Source organism: Chlorobiota bacterium (genome assembly GCA_016700335.1).
Taxonomy (GTDB): domain Bacteria; phylum Bacteroidota; class Ignavibacteria; order OLB7; family OLB7.
The window spans coordinates 2,772,240-2,798,870 of sequence record CP065014.1 but is presented as its reverse complement, the minus strand read 5'-3'; the positions used below and the strand labels follow the sequence as shown (position 1 = coordinate 2,798,870).

The 26,631-nt window shown below is 30.9% G+C and carries 18 protein-coding genes; 10 read left to right on the top strand and 8 right to left on the bottom strand.

All coding sequences use genetic code 11. The annotated features are described in order from the left end of the window. Positions 1–11 precede the first annotated feature (11 nt). Both IPP08_11350 and IPP08_11345 read right to left on the bottom strand, forming a co-directional pair. Positions 12–593, bottom strand: a complete 582-nt coding sequence (locus tag IPP08_11350; protein ID QQS66342.1) for a sigma-70 family RNA polymerase sigma factor — start codon at positions 591–593, stop codon at positions 12–14. A gap of 193 nt (positions 594–786) precedes the next feature. Continuing rightward, positions 787–2,226 carry a deoxyribodipyrimidine photo-lyase gene (locus IPP08_11345; GenBank protein QQS66341.1) on the bottom strand — a complete coding sequence of 480 codons (1,440 nt, stop codon included), beginning with the start codon at positions 2,224–2,226 and terminating at the stop codon, positions 787–789. Between the two features lie 221 nt (positions 2,227–2,447). Between IPP08_11345 and IPP08_11340 the strand changes: the two genes are divergently transcribed. The 9 genes from IPP08_11340 (at position 2,448) to IPP08_11300 (ending at position 12,960) form a co-directional block, all read left to right on the top strand. Continuing rightward, positions 2,448–4,073: an SLBB domain-containing protein gene (locus IPP08_11340; protein QQS66340.1), complete on the top strand. Its 1,626-nt coding sequence runs from the start codon at positions 2,448–2,450 to the stop codon at positions 4,071–4,073. 136 nt (positions 4,074–4,209) lie between these two features. Beyond that, entirely contained in the window at positions 4,210–5,385 is a 1,176-nt protein-coding gene (locus IPP08_11335) for a hypothetical protein (GenBank protein ID QQS66339.1), read from the top strand. Positions 5,386–6,021: 636 nt separating this feature from the next. Next, on the top strand, positions 6,022–7,113 hold the full coding sequence (locus IPP08_11330; protein QQS66338.1) for a hypothetical protein: 1,092 nt from the start codon (positions 6,022–6,024) through the stop codon (positions 7,111–7,113). A gap of 254 nt (positions 7,114–7,367) precedes the next feature. Then, positions 7,368–8,222 (top strand): T9SS type A sorting domain-containing protein, encoded by an 855-nt coding sequence (locus IPP08_11325; GenBank protein QQS66337.1) that lies wholly within the window; start codon positions 7,368–7,370, stop codon positions 8,220–8,222. A 1,420-nt stretch (positions 8,223–9,642) separates the two neighbouring features. Continuing rightward, positions 9,643–10,233: a hypothetical protein gene (locus IPP08_11320; GenBank protein QQS66336.1), complete on the top strand. Its 591-nt coding sequence runs from the start codon at positions 9,643–9,645 to the stop codon at positions 10,231–10,233. Between the two features lie 698 nt (positions 10,234–10,931). Beyond that, positions 10,932–11,849, top strand: coding sequence for a hypothetical protein (locus IPP08_11315; protein QQS66335.1), 918 nt, complete (start codon positions 10,932–10,934; stop codon positions 11,847–11,849). Positions 11,850–12,050: 201 nt separating this feature from the next. Beyond that, positions 12,051–12,224: a hypothetical protein gene (locus tag IPP08_11310; GenBank protein ID QQS66334.1), complete on the top strand. Its 174-nt coding sequence runs from the start codon at positions 12,051–12,053 to the stop codon at positions 12,222–12,224. A 109-nt stretch (positions 12,225–12,333) separates the two neighbouring features. After that, a complete protein-coding gene (locus tag IPP08_11305) occupies positions 12,334–12,537 on the top strand; it encodes a hypothetical protein (protein QQS66333.1) in 204 nt (67 codons plus the stop codon). Positions 12,538–12,555: 18 nt separating this feature from the next. After that, positions 12,556–12,960, top strand: coding sequence for a hypothetical protein (locus IPP08_11300; GenBank protein QQS66332.1), 405 nt, complete (start codon positions 12,556–12,558; stop codon positions 12,958–12,960). Between the two features lie 249 nt (positions 12,961–13,209). Here the strand turns inward: IPP08_11300 and rho are convergent, their stop codons facing one another. After that, entirely contained in the window at positions 13,210–14,544 is a 1,335-nt protein-coding gene (rho, locus tag IPP08_11295; protein ID QQS66331.1) for a transcription termination factor Rho, read from the bottom strand. A 328-nt stretch (positions 14,545–14,872) separates the two neighbouring features. Here rho and IPP08_11290 point away from each other — a divergent pair, with 328 nt between their 5' ends. Then, positions 14,873–15,562 (top strand): YggS family pyridoxal phosphate-dependent enzyme, encoded by a 690-nt coding sequence (locus tag IPP08_11290; protein ID QQS66330.1) that lies wholly within the window; start codon positions 14,873–14,875, stop codon positions 15,560–15,562. A 68-nt stretch (positions 15,563–15,630) separates the two neighbouring features. Here the strand turns inward: IPP08_11290 and gatA are convergent, their stop codons facing one another. The 5 genes from gatA to sprA form a co-directional block, all read right to left on the bottom strand. After that, positions 15,631–17,055 (bottom strand): Asp-tRNA(Asn)/Glu-tRNA(Gln) amidotransferase subunit GatA, encoded by a 1,425-nt coding sequence (gatA, locus tag IPP08_11285; GenBank protein ID QQS66329.1) that lies wholly within the window; start codon positions 17,053–17,055, stop codon positions 15,631–15,633. 152 nt (positions 17,056–17,207) lie between these two features. Further along, a complete protein-coding gene (locus IPP08_11280; GenBank protein ID QQS66328.1) occupies positions 17,208–17,960 on the bottom strand; it encodes an ATP-binding cassette domain-containing protein in 753 nt (250 codons plus the stop codon). Beyond that, a complete protein-coding gene (locus IPP08_11275) occupies positions 17,957–18,184 on the bottom strand; it encodes a hypothetical protein (GenBank protein ID QQS66327.1) in 228 nt (75 codons plus the stop codon). The genes IPP08_11280 and IPP08_11275 overlap by 4 nt, the downstream gene beginning before the upstream one ends. Before the next feature lie 65 nt (positions 18,185–18,249). Next, positions 18,250–19,572: an AAA family ATPase gene (locus IPP08_11270; GenBank protein ID QQS66326.1), complete on the bottom strand. Its 1,323-nt coding sequence runs from the start codon at positions 19,570–19,572 to the stop codon at positions 18,250–18,252. Between the two features lie 186 nt (positions 19,573–19,758). After that, positions 19,759–26,322, bottom strand: coding sequence for a cell surface protein SprA (gene sprA / locus IPP08_11265; GenBank protein QQS66325.1), 6,564 nt, complete (start codon positions 26,320–26,322; stop codon positions 19,759–19,761). Positions 26,323–26,631: the final 309 nt, after the last annotated feature.

Genomic DNA, 26,631 nt, shown 5'->3' with positions numbered 1-26,631 from the left:
ATATATTAGGTTTATTTTTCAAGTAAAAGTCTTAGTTTAGCCTGTGCCCTTGAAAGCCTTGACATAACTGTTCCAATTGCAATGTTAAGTATTTCTGCCGTTTCTTCAACTGAATACCCTTCTATTAATCTGAGTATAACTACTGATCTGAAATTAATGTTTAACCTACTTAATGCAAAATCTACTTGTTCTTTTAACTCATTATTTTCTGAATCGTTAACTTCATTAGGAAGATTTTCTATTGTATCAATTTCATCCGCTGTAAGTGAATTGAAGAAAACATTCCTCCATTTTTTTCTTCTCTTAATTTCATTAAGCGATAAATTAATTGCAATTCTTGTAAGGTAAGTACCAACTCCAGATTCTTCTCTAAATGTATGGATTGCTTTGTAAAATCTAATAAAAACTTCCTGCCCAATATCTTCTGCTTCAACACATCTACCTAACATATTATGCACTACGGAGGAGACTTGCCTTTGGTATCTACGAATCAATTCAGCAAAAATCCAACGATTCCCTGATCGAACTTCTTTTAGTATTTCAGAATCGCTAAAAGCTTTAATTGATTTCATATCCCTTTGTTCGTTTGACATATATAAATGAATAATATTCCACTAGAATCTATATTTTTTATTCCACTAAGTTGAAACATAGAATTAATCAAATTTTAAACTTCTAAATAGATTTTAATTTTAATTATCAATTTTGATACTTTATTTTTTAAAAATTTATAGAAAATCAATGAGAGATTTTTGGTTTACAAGTAATGAATCTGCTAATACCATTTTACATATTCTCCTTACATTTTTTAAACATCTCCAATGCTTTTATTCTTTGTATTGAATGATCTACAATTGGTGAAGGGTAATTCTTACCAATAATACAATTTGCAGAAAATTGTTCACTAATACTTGAGGTAAAAGGAAAATGAATTGAGTCATTTGAAAAGCCTGAAAGTTCAGGACAGTTTTCTCGAATGAAATCACCATTAGTATCAAATTTAATAGATTGTGAAATTGGATTAAAAATTCTGAAATAAGGCTGAGCATCACATCCTACAGAAGCACACCATTGCCACCCACCAATATTTGCAGATAAATCAAAATCGAGCAAATGTTGAGCAAAATATCTTTCTCCCATTTTCCAATCAATTAGTAAATCTTTTGTAAGAAAAGAGGCAACAATCATTCTAAGCCTATTATGCATCCATCCAGTTTTATTGAAATGCCTCATTGCAGCATCTATTATTGGGTAACCAGTCATTCCAATACACCATGCCTCCCAAAGTTCAAAATTATTCTCCCATTGTAAATTATCAAACTCTTTTTTAAAACAATTTTCTTTTGTTGAAGGAAATTTATCTAAAAGCATTTTGTAAAAATCTCTCCAAATTAATTCACTTAACCAAGTATCACTTCCAATTGTGTTCCTTTTATAAGAGTGCCGTACAAGTGACCTAATTGAAATTGTTCCGAATCTTAAATGAACTGATAAATGAGATGTACCATTTTTAATAGATGGGAAATCGCGAGTTTCCTTATAATTATCTATATTAAAAATGAAACTTTTTAACAATTCATTGCCACCAATTTCGCCAGAATTTAACCATAATTTTTGACTATTAAACCCAATTTTTGATATATCAATACTTGTATTATTATCATTAATATTATTTGTATTTACAAGCTTTGTTAAATCAGGATTAAAATCAATTATAGGATTGTTTAAAGAATTAGAATTGGTTAATGAATCAATTTTTTTTAGCCAAGCATTTTTATAGGGAGTAAAAACTTTATAAATATTTGATGATAAATTCAATATTTCATTTCGATCAAAAATTGCTTGATCTTTATAAGAGTAAAAATTAATACTATTTGAAGTCAAAGAATTTTGAATTTCTTTATCCCTGTTCTTACCATACTCTTCATAATCATAATTTGTATATACTGATTGAACATTAAGTTCTAAGGCTATTTGTGGGATAAGTTTAACTGGGTAACCATATAAAACAATAATTGATGAGTTTAAATTTGATAATTTTTTTTGAAGATCTTTAATCGAATTCTCTATAAATGAAACTCTTCTATCATTTTTTTCTAATTTGTTTAGGATATTCAAATCAAAAATAAAAATAATAAAAACTTCATTTGAATTATTGCATGCGTGAAACAAAGCTGCATTATCATTTAGTCTTAAATCTCTACGTAGCCAACAGATTGATTTCATTCCAGAAAATATAATTTTTTGTTAAATCTAAATTTAAATAAACAAATTATCTATCTAAATATAAATATCCGATATAAAAAATTACAAAATTAAGGTCAATATGGATTTTAAATTAAATAAAAATTAACTTAAATTTCCATTTGATGAATTAATCCTTAATAAGTGAAAATATATTGTATAATTTTGATTTAACTTAACTTTGCAACCAATTATAAAATTTGATGATAAAATATATAATATTATACAATTTAATAGCTTTTAGTATTGTTTTAGCCCAGCAACCTATTGTAACAGGAGAAGACCCAAGATACCCTGGTTCTACTGGGAATTATGAAAACACTACTTATGATACAACTTCTTTGAAAATGGCTCGCGAAAGAGCTATTGAAGCCAATGTTGCAATGGAGAGCCCAATAGATGAAAACGAATACTTAATGGGACCTGGTGATATTATAACTCTAAGCATATCAACAACTAAGCCTCTTCAGTTTGAACTTCCTGTTACACCTGATGCTAAAATAATTATACCAACAATTGGTGAAGTTAATGTTCGAGATAAAACTTTATTTGAAATAAAAAAATCAATTAGTTCTACAATTAACAAAATTTATAAAGCAGACGTTGCAGTTTCATTAAAAAAAATAAGACAATTTAAAGTTTATATAATTGGAGCAGTTATTAGAACTGGTGTAGTTTTAGCTAACCCTGCTTCTAGGGTTTCAGATATTATAGATTTAGCAGGAGGAGCTTCAACAAAAGCTTCTAAAAGATCGGTTACTATTTTCAGAAAAGGTAATGAAATTTTAATTGATTTGTTGCCATTCTATACTAATGGTGATTTCAATTCAAATCCTTATGTAAGGGGTGGAGACGTAATTAGGATTGGAGTTCAAGATGCAAAAAATGTAATATCTTGCTTTGGTGCTGTTCAACGCCCTGGTGAATTTAGTTTTCATGAAGGTGACTCAATTTCAAATATGATAAAGTATTGTTTTGGCTTTTCAGCTGGAGCTATGCTTGATTCAATTGAAGTTGTATCTCTAAATATAAACGGGAAAATAGTAGAAAGGTATATTTGTAAAGCTAAAAATAATGGTGAGATCTTAAATAATAAAGCCCTCAAAGCTGGTGACAGAATTTTTGTAAAATTTATTCCAAACTACTTAAAATCTGGAAGAGTTGTGGTAAGAGGTGAAGTAACTTTTCCAGGTTCAATTGCAATTGAATCTGGGCAAACAAAACTAAAAGATGTTATAAAACAATTTGGAGGATTTACCAATGAAGCATCATTGAGTGATGTTTCTGTAATTAGAAGGAAGGTTCTTAGTGAGCCTGATAATGAATTTGGAAGAATTATTGGAATTGATCCTAAAGATAGATCTCCAGAGGAGGTACAATATTTCAGAGCTAAAACTCGAGAGAAAAGAGGAGTGATGTCTGTTAATGTTTCTAACCTACTAAGTGGTGCTGAATCGGAGAATATCACAATTGAAGATGATGATTCTATATTTGTACCAACAAAAAAAACTTATGTAAAATTAACTGGTAAAGTAAAAAATCCAGGTAGCGTAACATATCAAAAGGGATATAATTTCATAGATTATATAAAAACTTCAGGTGGGTTTGGATGGAGGGCAGATGAAGACGAAACACAAATAATAAAAGGAAGAACTAATGAAGCATTTCTTGCTTCTAAAGGTGATGATTATGAGCTTGAACCTGGTGACGCAATATTTGTACCCGAAAAAACAGAGGCTACATTTTGGAAAACTTTTACTGAAGTAATTTCTATTGTAGCTCAAATTGCAACCATTACAGCAGTAATTATTTCTTTATCCAAACCTTAAACTTCTGAAATTATATTGTTAAATTATATTGTTACATTATATATATAGTTTAGTGTTGTAAGTAATATTTGTAAGAATATAAAAGTTAAAACTTAGTTAAAGAAGCCATATTGAAACGTATTTTAAAAATTAAAAATTGACTGATTCAAGTAATCCAAAATTGCCAGTAGTAATTAAATTTGATGATTATTCAAAGGTTTTAAAAAAATATAAAGTTTTTTTAATAACAACTATTATTACCTGTACAGTTTTATTTATAGGTTATACTTTTATAATGCCACAAACTTTTTCAAGTGGAGCATCATTGCTTCCACCAGAAAAAACAGATGGCTTTAGCTTTGCTTCACTTTTAGCAAAAGGAGCTCAGAACTTAGATTTCAAGGCATTTGCAGAGAACTCAAGCTCTGAAGTTTTTGTTAAAATACTTACAAGTAGAACAGTTGCAGATAGCATTATTAGAAAATTTAGTTTGCTTAAATTGTTTAATATGAATAATGATGAGTATCAACAAGCAATAGATAAAGTGCAAGGAATGATGGTTGCCGAATCTGATAGGCAAGGTATGATTCAACTTTCTTTCAACCCCAAAACTGGATATTTTTCAGATAAAAAAGAACAGGAGCAAATTGCCAAACTCTCAGCCGATGTTGTAAATTATTCTATAATAATTCTTGATAAATTAAATAGAACTAAAACTGCCTCTAAAGCAAAACGTTCTAAAGAGTTTATAGGAAAATTAAAAATTGAAAAGAGATTTAAGTTAGATTCTATTCAATCAGAATATTTGAAATTCCAACAAAAGAATAAAGCTTTAGCACTCGACAAACAAGTTGCTTCAAGTATTGAAGCGTTATCTGAAGTTCAATCTGCAATTTTTAAAAAAGAACTTGAGATTACTTCAGCTAAGTTGGATTTAAGTTCAGATTCAAAGTTTATGGAAATGTTAAATAAACAGCTAGTTGAATTAAAAAAACAAAAAGTTGAAGTTGAGTCAGGCAGAGCAGGGGGTGATGTTGGAATTGCATTTACATCTGTACCTGAATTAACAAAAAGATTTGCAAATTTAAAAATTGATTTAGAAGTCTCTACTCAAATTTACAATTATTTAGAAGCACAATACCAACAAGAATCCATTCAAGAAGCCCGAGATATGCCCACTGTATCAGTACTTGATCCTGCTGCAGTCCCAGAACTTCGCTCATCACCAAGACGATCTCTATTAACTCCAATAGCTTTTGTTATAATTTCATTAGTATCAGTTTTATTAGCTTTCTGGCATAACTCATTCAAACAGAAATCTTCAGATCATTAATTGAAGCAATTAAATGTACCAACCACAAATGGGAATATAGGAGTAAATGAATTATTAGCATATAAAGTAAGCACATACAATTCAGTTGTAATGGATCCGAAGAAACGGTCACACAAGGGACTTATAATAGGCATGCCACCAAACTGTAATTCTCAAATAATAAATATATTTTATTCAAAATAATTATATAAGTTAGATAAGAGAAAGATATGTAAATAAGATAATAAGAAAACAAACATTATAAGCAAGCTGAGAGGAGTTTAGAAAACAAAAAATTAAACTCAACCCAACCCTTAAAATAAAAGAATAAAAGATTAAAAAAAGATATTTTGAAAATCAAAAACAAAACTTAATTTTTAAAAATGAACAAAAGAAATTTAGCACAGCACAGCACAGCACAGCACAGCACAGCACAGCACAGCACAGCACAGCACTGCTAAAGCTTTTGCTTTGCTTAGTCGCGTTTATTATTTACTAATAAGTTCAATACATTTTTCTTGGAAATATCCGCCTTGGAAAACCATTGTAAATAGCATACAAGCTACATTCTTTTCGATTACTCTGAGTTGTATTCTTACTTTTTTGTAAGGAAGACGTAATTAACAATAATAAAAATTCAATACAAAATTTATTAACATGAACACAATAAAAATAATAACAATAACGCTATTTTTTATAGCAACAATTTCAATTAATGCAGAGGGACAAACTACCTACCCGAAACCACCATGCGATACTAACTATGTTGGAATTAGCACACAGCACTCTCCAATTTTAAGCTCACCCTACTACACAACAGATATGCCACTTGATGTTATAATCGGATACATAATAATTGATAGCTTAACAAAAGTTAAAACACCAGATGAGATGGAGGAATTTTTAAGCACTCTCAAGTATTCAAATGATACACTACGTAGAATTATGAAGCATCTATATGCAGTGGTCGATTACGACCCAATCAGATTTCGAAGATATGTTGCTTCTATTTCTAAAACACCTCCGATCACAATTTATAGAACAATTTCTGACATAATCAGCCAAGCGGTTGCTGTTTCACCAAATCAAGCAATTGATGAAGCGTTGCTTTCATCAGATGTAATTGCTCATGTTACTGTAAAGAAAGTTGAAGATTCTGCTACCCATTATATTAGAGTTTTAGAATCTGAGATAATAGAATCAGTTAAGGGAAAAGCAATACCCAACTGTATAAACCCTCCAGTTACTTTTTCAGTATCCAAACTAACTGAATCTGAAAATCAGTTCCCATTTGTTGGCTCATGTTTACAATTTCAATTTCCTAAGCTTTGGCTTCAAGTAAAATCACAGGCAAACGATATATTAGATACTGTTCCATTTAGTATTGTAAACCAAGCATTCAAGATTGCTCCAAACAAAGATTACATCGTATTTTTAGAATTAGGGTTTGTTTGTAGTGATTTGATGCACTCTTATCTTGACCTAAATATATGCCGCAGATATGGCTGGAGGCGAGACGGTGGGCAACAGATAAGACCCATGTTAGCTTTGCCTATTGAGAATGGAATTGTAAACGAAAGTGGTACCGAACTTAACATAGGAAACAACCTAACGCCAACGGAATACATCGCAAAAATTAGGGCAAGGAGAGACCAAATCTTGAACCTAACAAATACAAACCAAAAAGATAAAGAGTTGTTGAAAACAATAACAAAACCAGAACTCAGCTACAAACAACCAACAAAATAATCATTACTTAAAATAAATTGAAAATTAAAATTATATATTTTGTTGCCATTATTTTAATGGCAATAGGAAAATGCTATGCCCAAACAAATGTTAAGCCAGATGGTACAGATTGTGGAGAAGTACCATTAGATTGTAATAAGGAGTACCCTTTTTTAATTTGTAAACCAAATGGTTCTGAAGAATTAAAGTGAACGAATAATCCATGGGAGGGTGGAAATAAGCCACAGAGATCCAAAGTACCAGTATGTATAATTATGAGTGATCCAAACGAAATACCAAGCTATTTAACAAAGGCACAAGTCCAAAATACTTTAGATATAGCTGAATATGAATGGAACTGTGTGTGTGGGCTGGAAAATACTCCAATTCAAGATAGTAATTGTTGTATGAAAGTCAAGTTTCACTTAATAACAAAAACATACGGACAAGATATTAATAGAACTTTGGGCTACGCATCTTACCCTCAATGTCAAAATGAAAATGCACCTTGCAATCCACAAACAATAAACATTAATGCAACTCCACAACTTTTAGCATTAAAAGGACCATGGAAGATAGATAACCAAAGCAGATTTAACCTAATACCTGTGATACAGCATGAGGCTGGACATTTGCTAGGAATGAGGCATATTCGATTTAGTATTGATGAGGATCCAGATGTAGCTTTACCTTGTAACACAGGTCTTATAGGAGATAATAACTGGGGTGTAATGCATTCAAACCCACTCGCACCAGGTACTTTCAATCCATTGAGTAGAGGTAAACTACAAAACGACGACAAGTGCTATTTTAAAAAAATGTATTGTCCAAACGGATCAATTGTAGGTGTTGATGGTGGAAATAGCATTGCGTTTTCACTCCCAGCCTACCCAAACCCAGCGAGAGATATAGTAAATATACCATTTAAGTTGAACAAGCAGGGAGGTGTAAAAATTGTAGTTTATAAAGAAAACGGAGAAAAAATTTATACCGTTTTAGATGTTGATAATTTCCCATTTGGAGAGCATTCAATATATTATAATACTTTGTTAACTAGTAGTGGAAATTATTTTTATAGTGTGAAAACAGTAGAAGGAGTTACAATATCAAAGTTTGTAATACAGCGTTAATACAGAGTTGAAATAAATATAAAATATCAAAACTCCCTGCAAGCCAATGAATAAAAGGTTTGCAGGGAGTTTAAAATATTCAGTTTAAAAAAATGTCTAATTATGGAGTTGAATAATAAATATATTTTATTCAAAATAATTATATAAGTTAGATAAGAGAAAGATATGTAAATAAGATAATAAGAAAACAAACATTATAAGCAAGCTGAGAGGAGTTTAGAAAACAAAAAATTAAACTCAACCCAACCCTTAAAATAAAAGAATAAAAGATTAAAAAAAGATATTTTGAAAATCAAAAACAAAACTTAATTTTCAAAAATGAGCAAACCAAATTTAGCACAGCACAGCACAGCACAGCACAGCACAGCACAGCACAGCACAGCACAGCACAGCACAGCACAGCACAGCACAGCACAGCACAGCACAGCAAAAGCTTTTACTTAGTCACGTTTATTATTTACTAATAAGTTCAATACATTTTTCTTGGAAGTATCCACCCTGGAAGATTCTGTTTAGCATCCTTAACTCTAATTTTTATTTAACTAAATATTTTTGTAATTGTCAAAAATTGTTATTTATTAATTCAAATAACAAATTATGCTAAATCACTTTAGTACATTGATGATATGAAAATATTTGTTGAATATGTTACTGTTGAAGAATTTAAAAATATTTTATCAACCCAAAAATAGGAGACAAATTAATGGATATACCTGTTATTCAACCTTGTAATGAATTTCCGTATAGTATTAATAACATTTATTAACAATAAAGGAGAAAAAGTGATACCACTACTATAAACAACGAAAGAAATATTATGAGAAAATGAGATAGAATTTAACGCGGAGGGTCTATCAAGTGGAGAATATTATTTCAAAATAAAGATAGGTGATAAAACCAAAATACAAAAAGTGATTATCAAAAAATAAACAACAAACAAAACTTTGAAAAAGATAATTTTAGTAATAATGTTATTACTTGTTTCAGTAAGCATATGTAAAGCACAGCAAATAATTGAAATACCAAATAGAGCAACTGATAGTACAAGAGATTACAAAAGATTGTATTGGCGAGACAGTGTAGAGATGCCATACTTTGCAAAATATGCACGTCTAACACATTTACCTCCAATTATAAATAATGCACCACTAGAAATTATTAAAGCCTATCGGTTTATCGATAGCCTAATGATACATACTCAAGAATATTTATACAAAATAATACCAAAATACACAGCGAAAAGCGATACAGTAAAAAAGTTGTTACAAAACTTTTACTTAGTTCATGACTATTCGACTGGTACATATCAGTCGTATAGTTTTGAAACAGCATCACGATCAAAAAGAACGGGCATTTTTGATTCAGAGCGAAATTGTCAATCTGACTCTTTTCGCCGAAGATATGTTCAGATAAATACTTTGTGTTACCAAGTTTACTACGGAAGGTGCGGAAGGCAGACCCATATGACCCAGAAAGCCGATCATATTTTGCAATAATGATAGCTGACTATAAAACAAAAGTAAGGGTGCTTGGTGTAACAAAAGTTAAAAGGAGACAAGATACTATTACTGAATGCCCATACTTTGTAACCGCCGAGGTTTTAGATAAAGTAAAAGGTCAGCAATTACCGCTATTTCCAACTGATAGCTTAGGACGCCAGATAATTCAGTTTAGGTATGATGGCAGTTTATATAGCTCAAATTGGATTGAGAACGTAAAGGATATATACAAAAACGACCCTTTGCTTAAGGTAGGGGAAGATGAGTTTGGTTTGAAGGTTGGTCAGGAGATAATAGCATTTATGCGGTTTAATACGTTTAAGTGTGATTACGATTATGATTACTACCCATTAGAGCTTGATTATGCATGTTCAAACTCAGCACTACCAGTAGTAAATGGAGTTGTAAGTGATGTAAATAAAATATGGTTACCAAGCACAAATTATAGTTATAGCGAATGGAAGGCAAGGTTTACAGAATTAGTGAATAGAATAAAAAATGGAACTTACTAACCAAAAACAAGAATCAAATAAAATAAAAAGATGAAACAGATATTTATAATTATCATAATAAATTTATTAATCAGAGGAGTAGTATATTCACATATAAATACTTGTTTGCAAGTCAAACACGCATAAACACTTGCTTACAAGCCAAAGCAATATAAACACTTGCTTACATACCAGTTTATATATTTAAATAAGAATAAAAATAGTTTTGTTTATTAAATATTATTTTACTATATTTAATTGTCTTTTTAGCTGATGATTACAATAGCTTAAAAGTCAATTAAAAACGCCATCAACTTTTTACAGTTAAAAAATTTTAATTTCAATGAAATTTTTCATAACCTTAAAATTGAAATTTTTGCTTTCTATGTGATCACGTTTGAAAATTGATATATTTTATTTTATATAATATTTCAGATTAACTTCAAATGGCCATGTATTACTACAATTTATTTCTGCCACAGCACAGCACAGCACAGCACAGCACAGCACAGCACAGCTATAGCTTTTGTTTTGCTTAATCGCGTTTATAATTTACTAATAAGTTCAATTTATTTCACTTGGAAGTATCTGCCTTGGAAAACCTTTGTAAGTAGCATACAAGCTATATTCTTTTTCGATTACTCGGAGTTATATTCTTACTTATTTGTAAGAAAAATCTCATTAACAGATTGCAAAAATTCAAATCAAAATTTATCAACATGAATACAATAAAAATAATAACAATAACGCTATTTTTTATAGCAACAATTTCAATTAATGCAGATGGGCAAAATAATTTTCCTGCTCCCCCATGTGCCCCCATTAATGCTGGAATTTTTACACAGTCTGGACAAATATTAAAGACACCATATTACACTACTGATATGCCACTTGATGTAATGATAAGTTACATAGTAATTGACAGTATTAGAAAAGTAAAAACTCCTGATGAGATTGAATCTTACCTTTCAACTCTAAACTACTCTAATGATACACTTAGAAGATTAATGAAGTATCTTTATACTTCAGTTGATTTCGACCCTATTCGATACGAAAGATATATGGGTGCATCAACATTATCTCCATATATTACTCTATCAAGAATAACTTCAGATATAGCAACTAGAATGAAAACAATATCACCGTATCCAGCATTAGATTACACTTTATTATCCTCATCATATATTGCTCATGTAAAGGTAACAAATACATTTGATAAACGTAAAAATTTTGGTAATAAAACTTTTTGGGTTATGCTTCGAGAAGTTACAAGCGATGTAAAAGAGATTATAAAAGGAAAAATATTGCCAAGTTGTAATACGCAAACTTTAAGCTGGAATAATGATAAACCATTAACAACTAATTCTTGTTTACAGTTTAATTATGGTTTGCAAGACCTTCAAATTATTTCTTTATACGGTGCTTGTGATTTGATTGATACATTACCAGCTAGCTCTGTAAATCCTTCCTTTAAAGTTGAAAAAAATAATGAGTACATTGTATTTCTAAGAACTAATACGATTTGTGATGACTCTTTGCAGTCTTGTATTCGTTTGGTAATCCAAGGAAATGCTAATTGTTTAAGAGATGGCGGGCAAACTATACGACCACTATTAGCTCTACCAATAGAGAATTGAATTGTAAACGAAAGTGGAAGTGACCTAAACTTAGGTAGTGGGCTAACTCCAGCACAATACATAGCAAAAATCAAACAACGCAGAGATGAGATAATAAACTTAACAAATACTTTAAAAAAAGATGATGACTTTAAAAAATCATCCAAACCTAAGCTAACTGACCAAAGAAACAAATAACCTTTTTACCTAAAACAATTTAAAATGAAAATAATATGTTTGATTGCCATTTATTTTATGGCGATAGGGTTTTGTTATTCTCAAACTAATGTTAAGCCAGTTGGAGCAGATTGTGGTAGTACTCCAGAAGAATGTGATAACAAAGAATTTCCTTTCATAATCTGCAAAAGTGATGGCACAAGATCATTTAGAGTGTAGAAAAAATCCCTATGACATACCTGGTGAGTTTCCAGCTAGAAGCAAAATACCTGCTTGTTTAATACTAAGCGACGAAAATGCTATTCCAGACTATATTTCAAAATTTAATATGCTTAATGCACTTGACATTGCATCTTACGAATGGAACTGTATATGTGGGTTACAAGATTCAATACAGATAGATAAAAAATGTTGTGCAAAATTAAAATTTGTTTTTGAGGATTCGTTATACAGCAATGACATGGATGTTTTGAAATATCAATTAGGTTTTGCCTATCTTCCAAACTGTGGTCAACATTCTATGCCTTGTTAAGGCGATCATGAAATTACTATGAATGCTACTAAGGCACTACTCAATTTTAGGGGACAATGGAAAATAGATAATAATAGTTGGTTTAACCTAATCACCATTTTTCAACACGAATTAGGTCATACATTAGGGTTTCTCCATATTGCCAATGAAGCAAGTTTACCATGTAAAAATAAATGGGGAATTATGAACAATGGTGGACCTTATGATAAAACTCAACGCTCTAGATTAACAAAAGACGACAAGTGCTATTTTAAAAAAATGTATTGTCCAAACGGATCAATTGTAGGTGTTGATGGTGGAAATAGCATTGCGTTTTCACTCCCAGCCTACCCAAACCTAGCGAGAGATATAGTAAATATACCATTTAAGTTGAACAAGCAGGGAGGTGTAAAAATTGTAGTTTATAAAGAAAACGGAGAATAAATTTACACTGTTTTAGATGTTGATAATTTCCCATTTGGAGAGCATTCAATATATTACAATAATTTGTTAACTAGTAGTGGAAATTATTTTTATAGTGTGAAAACAGTAGAAGGAGTTACAATATCAAAGTTTGTAATACAGCGTTAATACAGAGTAAAATATAATTTAAAATATCAAAACTCCCTGCAAGTCAATGAATAAAAGGTTTGCAGGGAGTTTAATATTTATAATTTCAGATATATATTGAAATTAAGTACTCATAACTTTTAAAAATTCTTTGTTATTTTTTGTTCCGTTCATTCTATCTAGAAGAAACTCCATTGCTTCTATTTGAGTCATATCAGAGATAACTTTACGTAAAACCCACAACCTATTTAAATCACCACTTTCAATAAGAAGTTCCTCTTTACGAGTACCAGAACGAATAATATCAAATGATGGATAAATTCTACGGTCAGCTAATTTTCTATCTAAAATAACTTCACTATTTCCTGTTCCTTTAAACTCTTCAAAAATAACTTCATCCATTCTAGAGCCAGTATCAACTAAAGCTGTAGCAATAATTGTAAGTGAACCTCCTTCTTCAATATTTCGAGCGGCACCAAAAAATCTCTTAGGTTTGTGAAGAGCATTAGCATCAACACCACCAGATAATATTTTTCCTGAATGAGGGATTACAGTGTTATGAGCTCGAGCAAGCCTAGTGATAGAATCCAATAAAATTACAACATCATATTTTGCTTCAACTAATCTTTTAGCTTTTTCAAGAACCATATCAGCAACTTGTACGTGGCGTTCAGGTGGTTCATCAAAAGTAGAAGAGATAACTTCAGCTTGAACAGATCTTTCCATATCAGTAACTTCTTCAGGGCGTTCGTCAATTAGCAAAACAATAAGCTTGCATTCAGGATGGTTCCTTGAAACAGCATTTGCAATTTTTTGCATTAGGACAGTTTTACCAGATTTTGGAGGAGAAACTATTAAACATCTTTGTCCTTTACCTATTGGGCTCATCAAGTCTAGTATACGCATAGAATATTCACCTGGAGTTGTTTCCAGTGTAATTCTTTTAGTTGCATAAAGTGGAGTTAAATTATCAAAAATAGTTCTCTCACGAATACTTTCTGGTTGTTGATAATTTACTGCTTCAACTTTTAGTAAAGCAAAAAATCGTTCTCCATCTTTAGGCGGCCTTACTTGCCCTGATACAGTATCGCCAGTTCTTAAACCAAATTTTTTGATTTGAGATGGAGAAACATAAATATCATCTGGAGAAGGCAGATAATTGTAATCTGCTGAACGAAGGAATCCGTAACCATCGTTCATAACTTCTAAAACACCTTCAGAAAAATTAATTCCTTTTTCAATACCACCACCTTGTCGTTGTTGGTTTGATTGAGCTTCAAGAATTTTAAATATTAAATCTTGTTTGCGAAGGTCTGAATAACCAGGCACATTAAGTGTTCGAGCAATTTCAGTTAGCTCTACAATTCTTTTAGACTTTAATTCTGCTAAGTCTAATTGTGGTAATCTTCCGGAGTTCGTGGTTGGTCCGGGTGTGTAATCGTTGTCTTTTATTGGCATTGCTTAATAGAAAGAAATGTCTTTTGAAAAAAAGTTTTGTTTGTGAAGAAATATATCGGTAAAAAAATCTAATTGGTCTTGTAAAAAATCAGGCTAAAAAACAATGGATGTAGAAATGATTTATCTATTAACTCTAGTTTGAAGTGATAAGGAACAAATATCCTAATTTTTTACATTACAAATATATAATTAATTTTATACTCTTGATAAAAAAAATAAATATTAAATTAAAATTTGTAAATACTAAATTTTAGAATTGTTTTGTTTCAAAAAATAATCAGTAATATTTTAAATTATTTATAATAACTTTAGTGAAAAAAAAATACCAATGAGACCAACAACCATTTCAGAAAATATAAATTTTATTCGTAATCAAATTAATTTAACTTGTAGTGAATTTAATAGAAACCCAAAAGAAGTTACTTTAATTGCGGTATCAAAAAAAAAACCAGTTGAATTGATTATAGAAGCAGTTAATTGCGGGATAATAGATATAGGCGAAAATTATGCACAGGAGTTAAGGGATAAAAATCTAATAATAAATAACTCAGATATTAGATGGCATTTCATTGGAAACCTTCAAAGAAATAAAGTTAAGTATATTGCTCCTGGGTCCTTTATGGTTCATACAGTTGATTCAATTTCATTAGCTAATGAACTTAACAATCATTCTGGAAACTTAGGAAAAATTTTACAAGTCTTAATTCAAGTAAACACATCAGGTGAAGGTACTAAAAGTGGTGTACCTCCAGAAGACGCATTAAATCTAGCCACTGAGATTCAAGGTTATTCTAATATTGTATTAAAAGGATTAATGACAATACCAAAGGAGCACGAGGATTTAGAAAAAGTAAGGCCATATTTTAAAATGTTAAAAGAAATAAAAAACGATATTTCTAATAACTTAGGAATAGAACTACCTCATTTATCAATGGGAATGACTCAAGATTTTAGAGTTGCAATTGAGGAAGGAGCAACATTAATAAGAATTGGAACAGCAATATTTAGCGATAGATAATTGAGAAGTAGTTAAATTAAAATCCCAAATTTTTTTTAATGTAAAATAAAAAATTAGAAAATATTGATTTAATTTTTATTGTTTCGTTCAATAAACTCTGCAACTCTGAACATAAGATCTTCTCTAAAATGAGAAGTAATTAGCTGAATTCCAATTGGCATATTATTTTCTGAACTTTTTCCGCAAGGGATTGAAATGGCTGGAACACCAGATAAATTGCCACCTGCTGTAAAGATGTCGCTTAAGTACATTGCTATTGGATTGTTTAATTTTTCTCCAAATTTAAATGAAGTTGTTGGTGCTGTTGGGGTTAGCAATACATCTACATCTGAAAAAGCATTTTTAAAATCATTTGTTAATAACCTTCTAACTTGTTGAGCTTTTTTATAGTATGCATCGTAATAACCACTAGAAAGAACAAAAGTTCCTGTCATGATTCTTCTTTTAACTTCTTCTCCAAAACCCTCAGTACGGCTTAAAACATACATTTCTTCAAGTGTTTGAGCATTTGGACTTCTGTAGCCATATCTTGCACCATCAAATCTGGCTAAGTTTGAACTGGCTTCAGCAGTTGCAATTACATAATAACAAGGAATTGTATATTCGGTATTAGGTAAAGAAACTTCAATTACTTCAGCACCAGAATCAACTAATAATTTTTTAGTTTCATCAATTGCTTTTAGAATATCTGGTTCAATTCCATCAATAAAATATTCTTTAGGAATACCAACTTTTAAACCATTTAAATTTTCAGCATTAAGCATTTTTGAATACTCAGGAACTTCACGATTAGAAGATGTCATATCATTTGAATCAACCCCAGAAATCACCTCCATTATTAAAGCTGAATCATAAACACAATTAGTGAATGGGCTTACTTGGTCGAGTGAAGAAGCAAAAGCAGTAAGTCCGTAACGGCTAACTCTACCATAAGTTGGCTTAGTTCCAACAAGCCCCAAAAAAGATGCTGGTTGACGTACTGAACCACCTGTTTCAGAACCTAATGATGCAATAGTCATACCAGCAGCAACAGATACACCAGACCCACTTGAAGATCCCCCAGGCACTCTTGTTAGGTCATGAGGATTAAGAGTTCTACCGAAATAAGAAAACTCTCCAGATGAACCCATTGCAAATTCATCCATGTTTGATTTTGCTAAAATTATAGCATCTTCACTTTCAAGTTTATTTACAACTGTTGCCGAATATAATGAACGGAAATTTTCTAATATCTTAGATCCGCAAGTCAATCCTTCACCTTTAACTGCAATATTATCTTTGATTGCAAAAGTCATACCAGCTAACTTTCCAATTTGAGAATTATTCTTAATTCGATTATCAATTTCTGCTGCTCTTTCAATTGATTTATCTTTAATCAATGATACAAATGCATTAAGATTTAGATTATCGTTAATTATATTGAAGGAATTTATGAGATTTGCAGAACAGGTTGTTTCTCCTGAAATTAGTTTTTCTCGGAAATCTTTATACATCAAAATCTTTAAATTAATTAGTACGTGAAAATAAGGAAATGATTGCTGTTAACTAATAATTTTTAGGTATTTATCTATGATGATTCTTTATAAATCAATTAACAAATAAATTGTTGGGGTAAATAAACTGACATCTAAAGGAGGTAATTTTTCTATTTTTCAAACCAAGAATATATTTCCTTATTTGTTAATTCTTTTTTCTGATTTGATTGAATATCTTTTAGTACTTTTCCATTTTTCATTTGAATTAATCTTGAACCAAATTTGAGTGCATAAGTTAAATCATGAGTAACACAAATTGCAGTTAAACTTAAATCTCTAATTATTTTATCAATCAGAAACATTACAAAATCTGAAGTTAAAGGATCAAGTGCAGCAGTTGGTTCATCTAACAAAAGAAGTTCTGTGTTGTCCAATACTGCCATTAGCAGCGTAATTGCTTGTCTTTGACCACCAGATAAAGTACCTATAGCTTGATCAATGTTATTTTCTAATCCCATATCTAAAATAGAGATTTTGGACTTTACAAAATTTCGGAAATCCTTTCCAGTACCAATAATTAAATTTTTACTTTTAGTTCTAAGAAAAGCAAGCCTGAAGTTATGTAAAATTGAGAGTTCAGAAGAGGTACCTTGAAGTGGATCTTGAAAGAGTCTTGAAATTAGTTTACTTCTTTTAAAATCAGATTTTTTAGTAATATCAATTTTATTAAAAATGATATTCCCAGAATTCAATTTTTCTGTACCTGCAATCATTTTTACCAAAGTTGATTTACCAGAACCATTTGAACCAATAATCATTAAAAATTCTCCTTTTTTAATATTTATTGAAACATCGTTTAAAGCAGAAACTTGGTTAGGAGAATTTTGATTGTATATTTTAGTAATGTTATTAATTTCTATCACTTTTGCAGATTTTTAATTTTAAAAATTATTACAAAAATTAACCAAACAAATGGAAAAGAATGCCATAATAAATCAGCCCAATCAATAAAAGTCATACCATTTCCTCCACCAATTACCCATTTCAATTTACCAAGAATATGTGGCTGAGGGAAATAAGGCATTAAGCCTAATGTAAGGCTTAATATTATTGGTAGAGTCAAATTATTTTTTAAAAATAAACTCATTAAATTGTTTGATTAATAAGTTGCAAAAAATTAAAAATTATTGATGAAAAAACTTTTGTGTGAATTTATTTTGAAAATTTAAAATGACCAGAATTATCGAGTGAAATTTTTATTATATCACCTGCAAAATAAGTTCCATCTAGCATAGAAATTGAAAGTGGATTTAGGATATGTTTTTGAATAACTCTTTTTAATGGTCTTGCACCATAAGTAATATCAAACCCCAATTTTGCTATCCAATCTTTTGCATCATCTGTGATTTCAAATCCAATTCTATTGCTTTGTAACATCTCCTCTGTTTTTTTCAATTGAACATTTACAATTTGTCTAATCTCAATTTGAGTTAATGGTTTAAAAACAATAATATCATCTATCCTATTTAAGAATTCAGGTCTCATTTGTTTACGTAAAAGTTCAATCAATTTTAATCTAGACGTCATTAAAGCCTGGTCAACTTCTTCAGGCGTTTTAGCATTATTTAAATTAGATTGAAGAATATCTGAACCAATATTTGAAGTCATAATTATGATAGTATTTTTAAAACTCACAAGAGTTCCTTTACTATCAGTTAACCTACCTTCATCAAGAACTTGAAGCAAGATATTGAATACTTCTGGATGAGCTTTTTCAATCTCATCAAGCAAAACTACAGAGTAAGGTTTTCTTCTCACTGGTTCAGTTAATTGACCGCCTTCTTCATATCCAACATATCCAGGAGGAGATCCAATAAGCCTTGAAACAGAGAATTTCTCCATATACTCACTCATATCTATTCTTATTAAAGCATTCTCATCATCAAACAAAAAATCTGCTAAAGATCTCGCAAGTTCAGTTTTACCAACCCCAGTTGTTCCTAAAAAAATAAATGATCCAATCGGTCTATTTTGATCTTGTAAACCTGCTCTAGATCTTCTAATTGAATTAGAAACAGCGGTAACAGCTTCATCTTGACCAATAACCCTTTCATGAAGTCTTCCTTCCATCTTAATAAGTTTTGTTCTTTCACTTTCTAGCATTCTTGAAACTGGAATTCCTGTCCATTTAGCTACGACTTCTGCAATATCATCAGCCCCAACTTCTTCCTTTAGAAGTTGTTGATTTGATTGTGCTTCAATTAATTTCTTTTGAGTTATTTCTAATTGTTTTTGAGTCTCTAAAATGGTGCCATATCTAATCTCTGCAACTTTACCTAATTCACCTAATCTTTCAAAATTTTCTGCTTCAAATCTCAAACTCTCAATTTGGTTTTTAAGATCTCTAGTTTCAGCAATAAGATCTTTTTCTAAATGCCATTGCAATTGGAGTTGATTCCTATCTTCGTATAATATAGAAAGTTCAAATTCTATTTCTTCGAGTCTTTTTTGTAACACAATTTTCGAGTCTGACATATTAATTATTTTATATTATATAAAAACAGACGTTATAAAGAATAACTTTATTATTTTCAAAATAAGGAAATTAAAAAAATGATTATATAGTTAAATGAAATAGTTCTTGAAATTCTAGAATTGAAAAACCACCTAATAATTTAATTATAAGGTGGTTTTTTAATTTATATCTAAAAAACGGATTAATTACCTACCACCAGAAATTCCAATCCTCATATCTATACCAATTTTTGTAGTACTTCTTGAAATATCTTTTGAACCATCAGCATCAGGAATAGTTGCATCATATTGCAGAAAAGCAGATGCACTAACGGTATTTGACATTGTATATCTTATACTAGGTCTGAGGTTTAATTTAGTAGATCCATCGTTTTGACCTTCTGGTTTAAACTCAGTTAAATTAAATCTTTTACGATTATTTTTACTCATGCTCCCTGTGAATTGAAACTCAATATCATTTTTCAAATTCAAACCAAACAATGGGAACTCAAAGCCTCTTTTCTGATATGAAACACTAACCTGTAATTCATTCTTAGAATCTTGAGAAATTTCAGAACGAGCAGCAGTAATAAGTGAAAATTCAGTTGTGGTATTAAAGCTTAATGAAGCAGTTAAAGTTCCATTTGCTAGGGCTTCTTGCTTGCCTGATAATGAGAGAGAAACCAAAGGTGAAAACCCTCTTGTAACTGTTTGAGCTTCAGGTACTTCGCCACTATCAGTCATTCTAAAGCCACGAGTATATTTGCTTGCATATGCGTGCCTCAAAGAAACACTTTGAGTCCAACTTGAAAAAAATGGAAGTTTCTCCAAACCATTCCAATCAATTCTCCAATTTATTCTAGGGAAATATCTACTAATGGGTTTAGGAATCCAACTAAAAGATTCAAGTTGATCTTCAAAAGCTGAAGTAGCCGCTTCTGATAAAAGTTTGTTATAACCTATAAGTTGAGAATTATAATTTATCGAATCTTGAGCACTAGCAACTAAAGGTAATTGAGGCTCAACAATTTTATCCTTCCTTGATTTATATTCATCTGCAACACCTTCAGCATCATTATGAAAAAGATTAAGGAAAAGAATATTTGGCAGACTTAAAAATGTTCTTGATAATGTTCCTGCTAAAAAAGGATTCGTAAAAGTAACATTCCCAGCATTATCTGTTGTAACAGAAGTTTTTTGATTAATTCCAAAATCTGAACTCCAATTTAATGATAAATTAGCTCCAGGCCATAGAGGACGATCGGTACTACCAGATAGAGTATTTTTTTGTGAAAACTCATCGGTTACATAAATGTTTGGAGCACGTTTACCTTGCTCTTTTTGAAATCCGATAAAAGGAAAAGCAGATGTAAAAACTGGTTTTAACTTACCATGAGGATCATCTAATAAACCAAGCTGATAAGCCATGCCAGGACCATATTGATTGTCCTCTGAACCTAATGGAACAATACTTCTAGCCCAAAAATTTGTTATACCTCCAGACCCAATTAATCCATCATTTTTGGCACCATTATTCTGACTAAAATTTAAGCTAAGTCTTTCAAAATCAAAAATCGGGAATTTTATTAAGTATCTTAAAATTGTTTTTAAAGACCCATCTTCAGGTTTTGAATCTCCAAAAATTGCTCTTCCAATTTGACCAAGTCTAATATCTAATCCTAGAGTTCCAGTTGAATTCCAAGAGGCAGATTTGGTAAAACTACTATTTGATAAAGTTTGCCCGAGGATATCATTCCATGTATAATCAACTTTATATCTTGCTGTTGGAGTAACATATCTATCAATTGAAGGAATGAATGGAATTCTAGGTCTGGTGTTAAAAGTAATAGATTGAGTTAAACTATTATCGTTCCCAAAATCAAATAATTTACCATTTCCTAAAATCAAATCAGAAGTAATATCACCTCCAGATCTTTGTCTCCCATAATCATCAGTTTCGAGATGTGATAAAGAACTTGAAGCATTTAACGAATAATCAGTAGTTAAGTTTACTAAGCCACCTTCGTTCATTCTCCAGCTAAAGCTAGCATTACGATTTGTATTAAAAGCTCTTCTTACAGGGCTTGCTTCTGGAACTGCTCTAAGCTTTTCAGTAGTTCTGGATCTGTCAATTTTAGTTCCAAACGCAATATTTGAAGGTAATAAATTAACCCTAAAGTCTTTCCAGAAATCTAATAAAGGAACATCTGTTAAAAAAGTAACTGGTTTGATTTCAAATGATTGAGGAATATTTAAACCGTACCTTCCAACAAAGTTCCAATTCCATGAAAATCGATTTTCAATTGTTGAAGATCTTTCTCTATCTTGGCTATAATTATAACCAAAAGTTAAATTGTTGAGTAATAATCTTGAAACAACATCTTGACCTGGGAAAGCAATTTTAATATTTGACAAACTGAACTGATCGCTCACTTTTAGGTTCTCCCCAGCAGTTCTCAAGCTATCAGCAATCTCATTTTTTCTAGGATTTGTTGAATCGAGTAAAGCTCTAGAAATTGCACCATTAACCTCAACATCGGAGTTGTTTAAATATCTTGGTGTTTCAATTGTTTCAGTATGATTATAAATTAAAGGTATACCAGAACCTTTAAAACTCTCAGGTAAAAATTTCTCTAATTTATAATTTGAATTGAAGTTCCAGTTAGTTGATTCAACTCGATTTCCAAATCTTTCTTCAAGAGTATGAAAATTAGGATTTGACTTTTTAAAATTAAAATCAATTGAACCTAAATCAGCTAAATTAATGTTTGTAGAAAAAGCAGCAGCCCAATCTTTTGTATCTTCAGCCTGAACTACTCTAAGTTCATTAACCCACATTGTAGATGTTAATGAGCCTGGGTAAGCATTGTTTTCAATACCATAAGCAATGTATTGAATTCTTGTTAAAGATGGTGTTCCAAGAATTCCAAACTGAGTTCCAGAATTTTTAGCTCCTACAAAATAAGGCAAATTAACATTTGCTCCTTTTAGTTGTTTAATAGCTGAAATTTCTGAAAACTCTATTACATGCTCCATCCAGCCGCTTGTTAGTGGGAATCTATATTCATAATAATTTAAAGTATCCCATCCAAAACGGATATATGCAAATACTTTAGCTGAAGTTCCAGGAAGGATTTCGGCATCCATATCATTACTTCCATGTACAAAATACTTCAATTGTTTGTAATTAAATAAATCTAAAGGTCTTGGCCTAACTCTAACAGCAGTACGAGATTCACCTCTATTTAAATCTTTAACAGTTAGAGCTAATGACTGCTCGTTTCTGGTAGATAAATCTATTTGATTTACATCTTGTTGAACTCCAGGTGGAGTTGTATAAAAATCTGGCTCTCTTGAATTTTCATCAACACCTACAAATGAAATATCTAATTTTGGATCAGATGCACTATCTTGTGGTAAACCTTGAGACCTCCATTCACTACCAACTATATTCATATCAGCTATTCTAATTCTAACATGTGATGAGCTTTTTATAGCCAATCGAATTGCTTCAACATTAGAGAATGATGGTGAACCGACTTTGCTATAACCTGCTTTAAGGGGTATTCTATATTGTCTCCAAGAACCTTTCCCAGAACCAACAATTTGTTTATTTGTAATTGGGTTTGGGTCAAGGTTAAGCTCATATCTGAAATAACTATTATCCAAATCTAAACTGCTATTATTATTCAAATCCTCAGTATTTGGGAAAGGTCCATCTTCACGTGTAATGTTCCCTTCAAGTCCATTTAGACGCTTATAATCACTTAAAGGTGGATCTTGAGATCCAGATGGAAGGGCAACAAAATCATCTCCTGCTGGGTCATCTTCAGTTGAATTATATTTTTTTCTTTCTTCATCATTGTTCAATCCATCAATACCTACATCTTCACCTGGATTTAATATACCATCTCTAAGTGGGTTATCAACTCGGCATCCATCTTCAGTATTTAAATTTCCATTTAATACAACATCTTCAGAAATTCTACCAATATCAAAATATAGTTTAGAATCATTTGGTTTGTAATCATCTACGCTAAGCGTAATCTCAATAAAATCCATATTCTCTTGATTTAGATTAGTACTATAAAAAGGCAAACCTCTCATAATACCAGACCAAGAAGAATCAATTATTGAAGGAGTTTTATCATAATTAATGTTTGAATTATACATCCCTCTTAATGAAGGTTCATATTGCAACTCAATAACATCTTTTTTAACTGTTTGCAAACCACCTTTGTTTTTATCTGGCCAAATTTCATTTTCATCTGGTTTTACTCTTGGATTAAACCAAAACATATTTGCTTTCTTAGCATTACGAGCTGAATCTGTTATACCAAGTTCTTGATCTAATGGAGGGCTTGCAGTTTGCCATAAAGTATAAGTTATGCCTAATGGAATTTGTCTTTTAGATCCTGATTCAAAATCATCAATATAAGCTGCACCTTTACCCAAATCACTTTCAACTAAACTCGTTTTATTATTTGGATTTGGTAAAGCTACTGCCCATTCACCTCTTGCTGAAAAACTAGAAGGTGCTTCAGTTTTTAAAAATGGCAAAGCATCAATTGCTTTAGTTATAAAATTAACTTTATTAAACTTGATATTGCCATCAAACCCTAACATTACATTTGTGAATGGTTCGTCACCTCCACCTAACTGAATTTTGTTGATTTGATAAGTTTGTCCATACCTCATTAACGTCATTCCTAACATTGATTCAACGTTCCTTTTTCTAAATAAATCATAATCTGCTCTCAACCCAAGCATAGTTTTCTGAGAAACAGAGAACAAATCATTTTGCTCATATTCAATTTGAAGGCTACTAGCAGAATTTAAAGCTCTTGGGGAGATCAGGGTTACCTGACCAAAACTGTAATCAACCCTGTAATCTACATTTTCTTGTAGTGGAGAGCCGTTACTTATAACTCGAACAGAGTTTTGGGCAAGATTATAAACTCCTAAAGGTATATTAGCACCACTACTTCCTGAAACATCTGCTGAAATAGTATATCTCCCAACTTTAGTATCTCGTTGAGCTTCCTCTCGAGTTTTATCATAAATGGCATCAATTACAAATTGTTCTGCATTCCCCCCTAATTTTTCTCTTAAACCTTTTCTAAAGGGTTCTGTTGATGGGAAAATAATTTCACCAGTGCTTTGCTTGAAAAATGATGGATTGTTTATATCAAATTGCCCATCTGGTTGAATTGAACCACCTAATGAACCATTTCTATCAACTCCTAATGCTTCAACTATATAAGGGCTTCCACTTACTCTATACACTTCAGAAGTATCAGGAGGAATACCATAAGTAATTTTAATCTTTGAATTTTGCAAATCAACATTTCTAACACCTTGAAGCTGATAAATGTTTTTCATCTGTCGTTTCCACAAAGTTTTATAACCAGGCTGTATGTTGTTTACATAAATGAGTTTAAGAATTACTATTTCGTTTGAATCACCCCTTACATTTGAGAACTCACCATAAGAACCTCTTCCACCAGTTCTATATGCAACTGCATAAGATTTATCTGTGGATAATGATTTAATTGTAATATTCCCTAAAATTCTATCAAGCTCATATCTGTTAGGATCTAAGCGTATAAATGATCCTTTTTGAACATCTCCAGCACTAGCAGTTTGAGGTGGAGTTCTTAATGATATTGGGTAACGTCCTCCTGGAGGTAATATTGGTAAATCAGAATATGCAACAGCTTGAAACTGAGCAGCTACTGAAACATCTTTTGTTTGCTCATAAACTTCAATTTCATTCACGTTAAATGGCTCCATACTTGGAGTTGCAGCAGGAGGATTGTTTGTATAATATATATCATAAAATCCTAAATAAGTTGTATCAAGCCAGAAATGATTATAGGCATAATCGTATGGCTTTAAGTATATCTGATTTTTAATTGTACCATTACTAGCATTTAAAACTCTCTTTTCACCCCTTTTTTGTGAAGCAAGAGTTGTTAAATTAAGCGGACCAAACTTAAACCCACTTTTAATTCCAAATAACGCTTGACTCCCTCCAATTAATGTACTGTTTGGATTTGACATTTGCACATTCCCAAACTCAAACCTTTGTATAATATCATCATCACTCGCTTGAGTTCCTCCAAAATCAATTTTAAGTTGATTATCAAAATCGAAAGATCTTTCAGTATCAAAATCAGTGCTTAGTTTTAATTTATCTCCAATTCTTGCTGTTGTTGAAACTTGAATATTCTGATTGAAAAAAGGTGCTGATTGTGTACTAGAAAATGAATTAATTGAGGTTAGATTGTTATTGTCCCATTGCCACCCAGCACTTAAATTTACATTTCCATTTACATTGAAACTTACTTGAGGTGCCCCAAAAATTGAGAAGATTGGGCTTTGAGGTATTGGTATGTCAATCCCCAAACCATTCCCTAACAGTTTTTGTAAATCATCTTTTACATCTTTTTGTGCATTTGCTATATCATATTTAACTGATCTTTCATCCCACAACCTCTGTTGGTTTTCTTTTTGCCTTAAAGAAATATATTCATCTAATGATAATATTCTTGGCTGACCAATTCTCCTTCCAAATAAAGTTTCATATAAAAATACATTGCTTGATAAAGAATCAAATTCAACTATATGCTTGTAAGATTCAAATGGAAAGCTGTTATCTAACGGGCTATACTGTTTCTGAGGTAATGTCTTTGAAAATCTTTTATCTAAATTATTTGTGTCAGTTTGAGAAAATAGGGTATTACTGCACAACGTTAAAGCTGCCCACACTAATAAATATATTTTGAATTTAATCGGAAACTTATTCAATGGATTAACCCTGTTAATGGCTTGGTTATTAGATTTATACATCAAATTGTATAAATACATGTTCACTAAGACACATTGCAAAAAAAAATGAAACAACAAAATGTTCTCTAAAGGAATTAGATCGTTAAGTGTTTCATAAAATTAATTACTTATTCAAATGATTTCAATTTTAATTAACTTCTAATTGATATGTCATAAAAAGAAGTAAATTATTTCAAATCAAAATTTAATATATTGAATTCAAACCAAAAATAACTAATATAAACAACA

Coding starts and splice junctions, on each gene's coding strand:
- IPP08_11350 (QQS66342.1), bottom strand. CDS start 593: ATGTCAAACGAACAAAGGGATATGAAATCAATTAAAGCTTTTAGCGAT.
- IPP08_11345 (QQS66341.1), bottom strand. CDS start 2,226: ATGAAATCAATCTGTTGGCTACGTAGAGATTTAAGACTAAATGATAAT.
- IPP08_11340 (QQS66340.1), top strand. CDS start 2,448: ATGATAAAATATATAATATTATACAATTTAATAGCTTTTAGTATTGTT.
- IPP08_11330 (QQS66338.1), top strand. CDS start 6,022: ATGAACACAATAAAAATAATAACAATAACGCTATTTTTTATAGCAACA.
- IPP08_11325 (QQS66337.1), top strand. CDS start 7,368: ATGAGTGATCCAAACGAAATACCAAGCTATTTAACAAAGGCACAAGTC.
- IPP08_11315 (QQS66335.1), top strand. CDS start 10,932: ATGAATACAATAAAAATAATAACAATAACGCTATTTTTTATAGCAACA.
- IPP08_11310 (QQS66334.1), top strand. CDS start 12,051: ATGAAAATAATATGTTTGATTGCCATTTATTTTATGGCGATAGGGTTT.
- IPP08_11305 (QQS66333.1), top strand. CDS start 12,334: ATGCTTAATGCACTTGACATTGCATCTTACGAATGGAACTGTATATGT.
- IPP08_11300 (QQS66332.1), top strand. CDS start 12,556: ATGAATGCTACTAAGGCACTACTCAATTTTAGGGGACAATGGAAAATA.
- rho (QQS66331.1), bottom strand. CDS start 14,544: ATGCCAATAAAAGACAACGATTACACACCCGGACCAACCACGAACTCC.
- IPP08_11290 (QQS66330.1), top strand. CDS start 14,873: ATGAGACCAACAACCATTTCAGAAAATATAAATTTTATTCGTAATCAA.
- gatA (QQS66329.1), bottom strand. CDS start 17,055: ATGTATAAAGATTTCCGAGAAAAACTAATTTCAGGAGAAACAACCTGT.
- IPP08_11275 (QQS66327.1), bottom strand. CDS start 18,184: ATGAGTTTATTTTTAAAAAATAATTTGACTCTACCAATAATATTAAGC.
- IPP08_11270 (QQS66326.1), bottom strand. CDS start 19,572: ATGTCAGACTCGAAAATTGTGTTACAAAAAAGACTCGAAGAAATAGAA.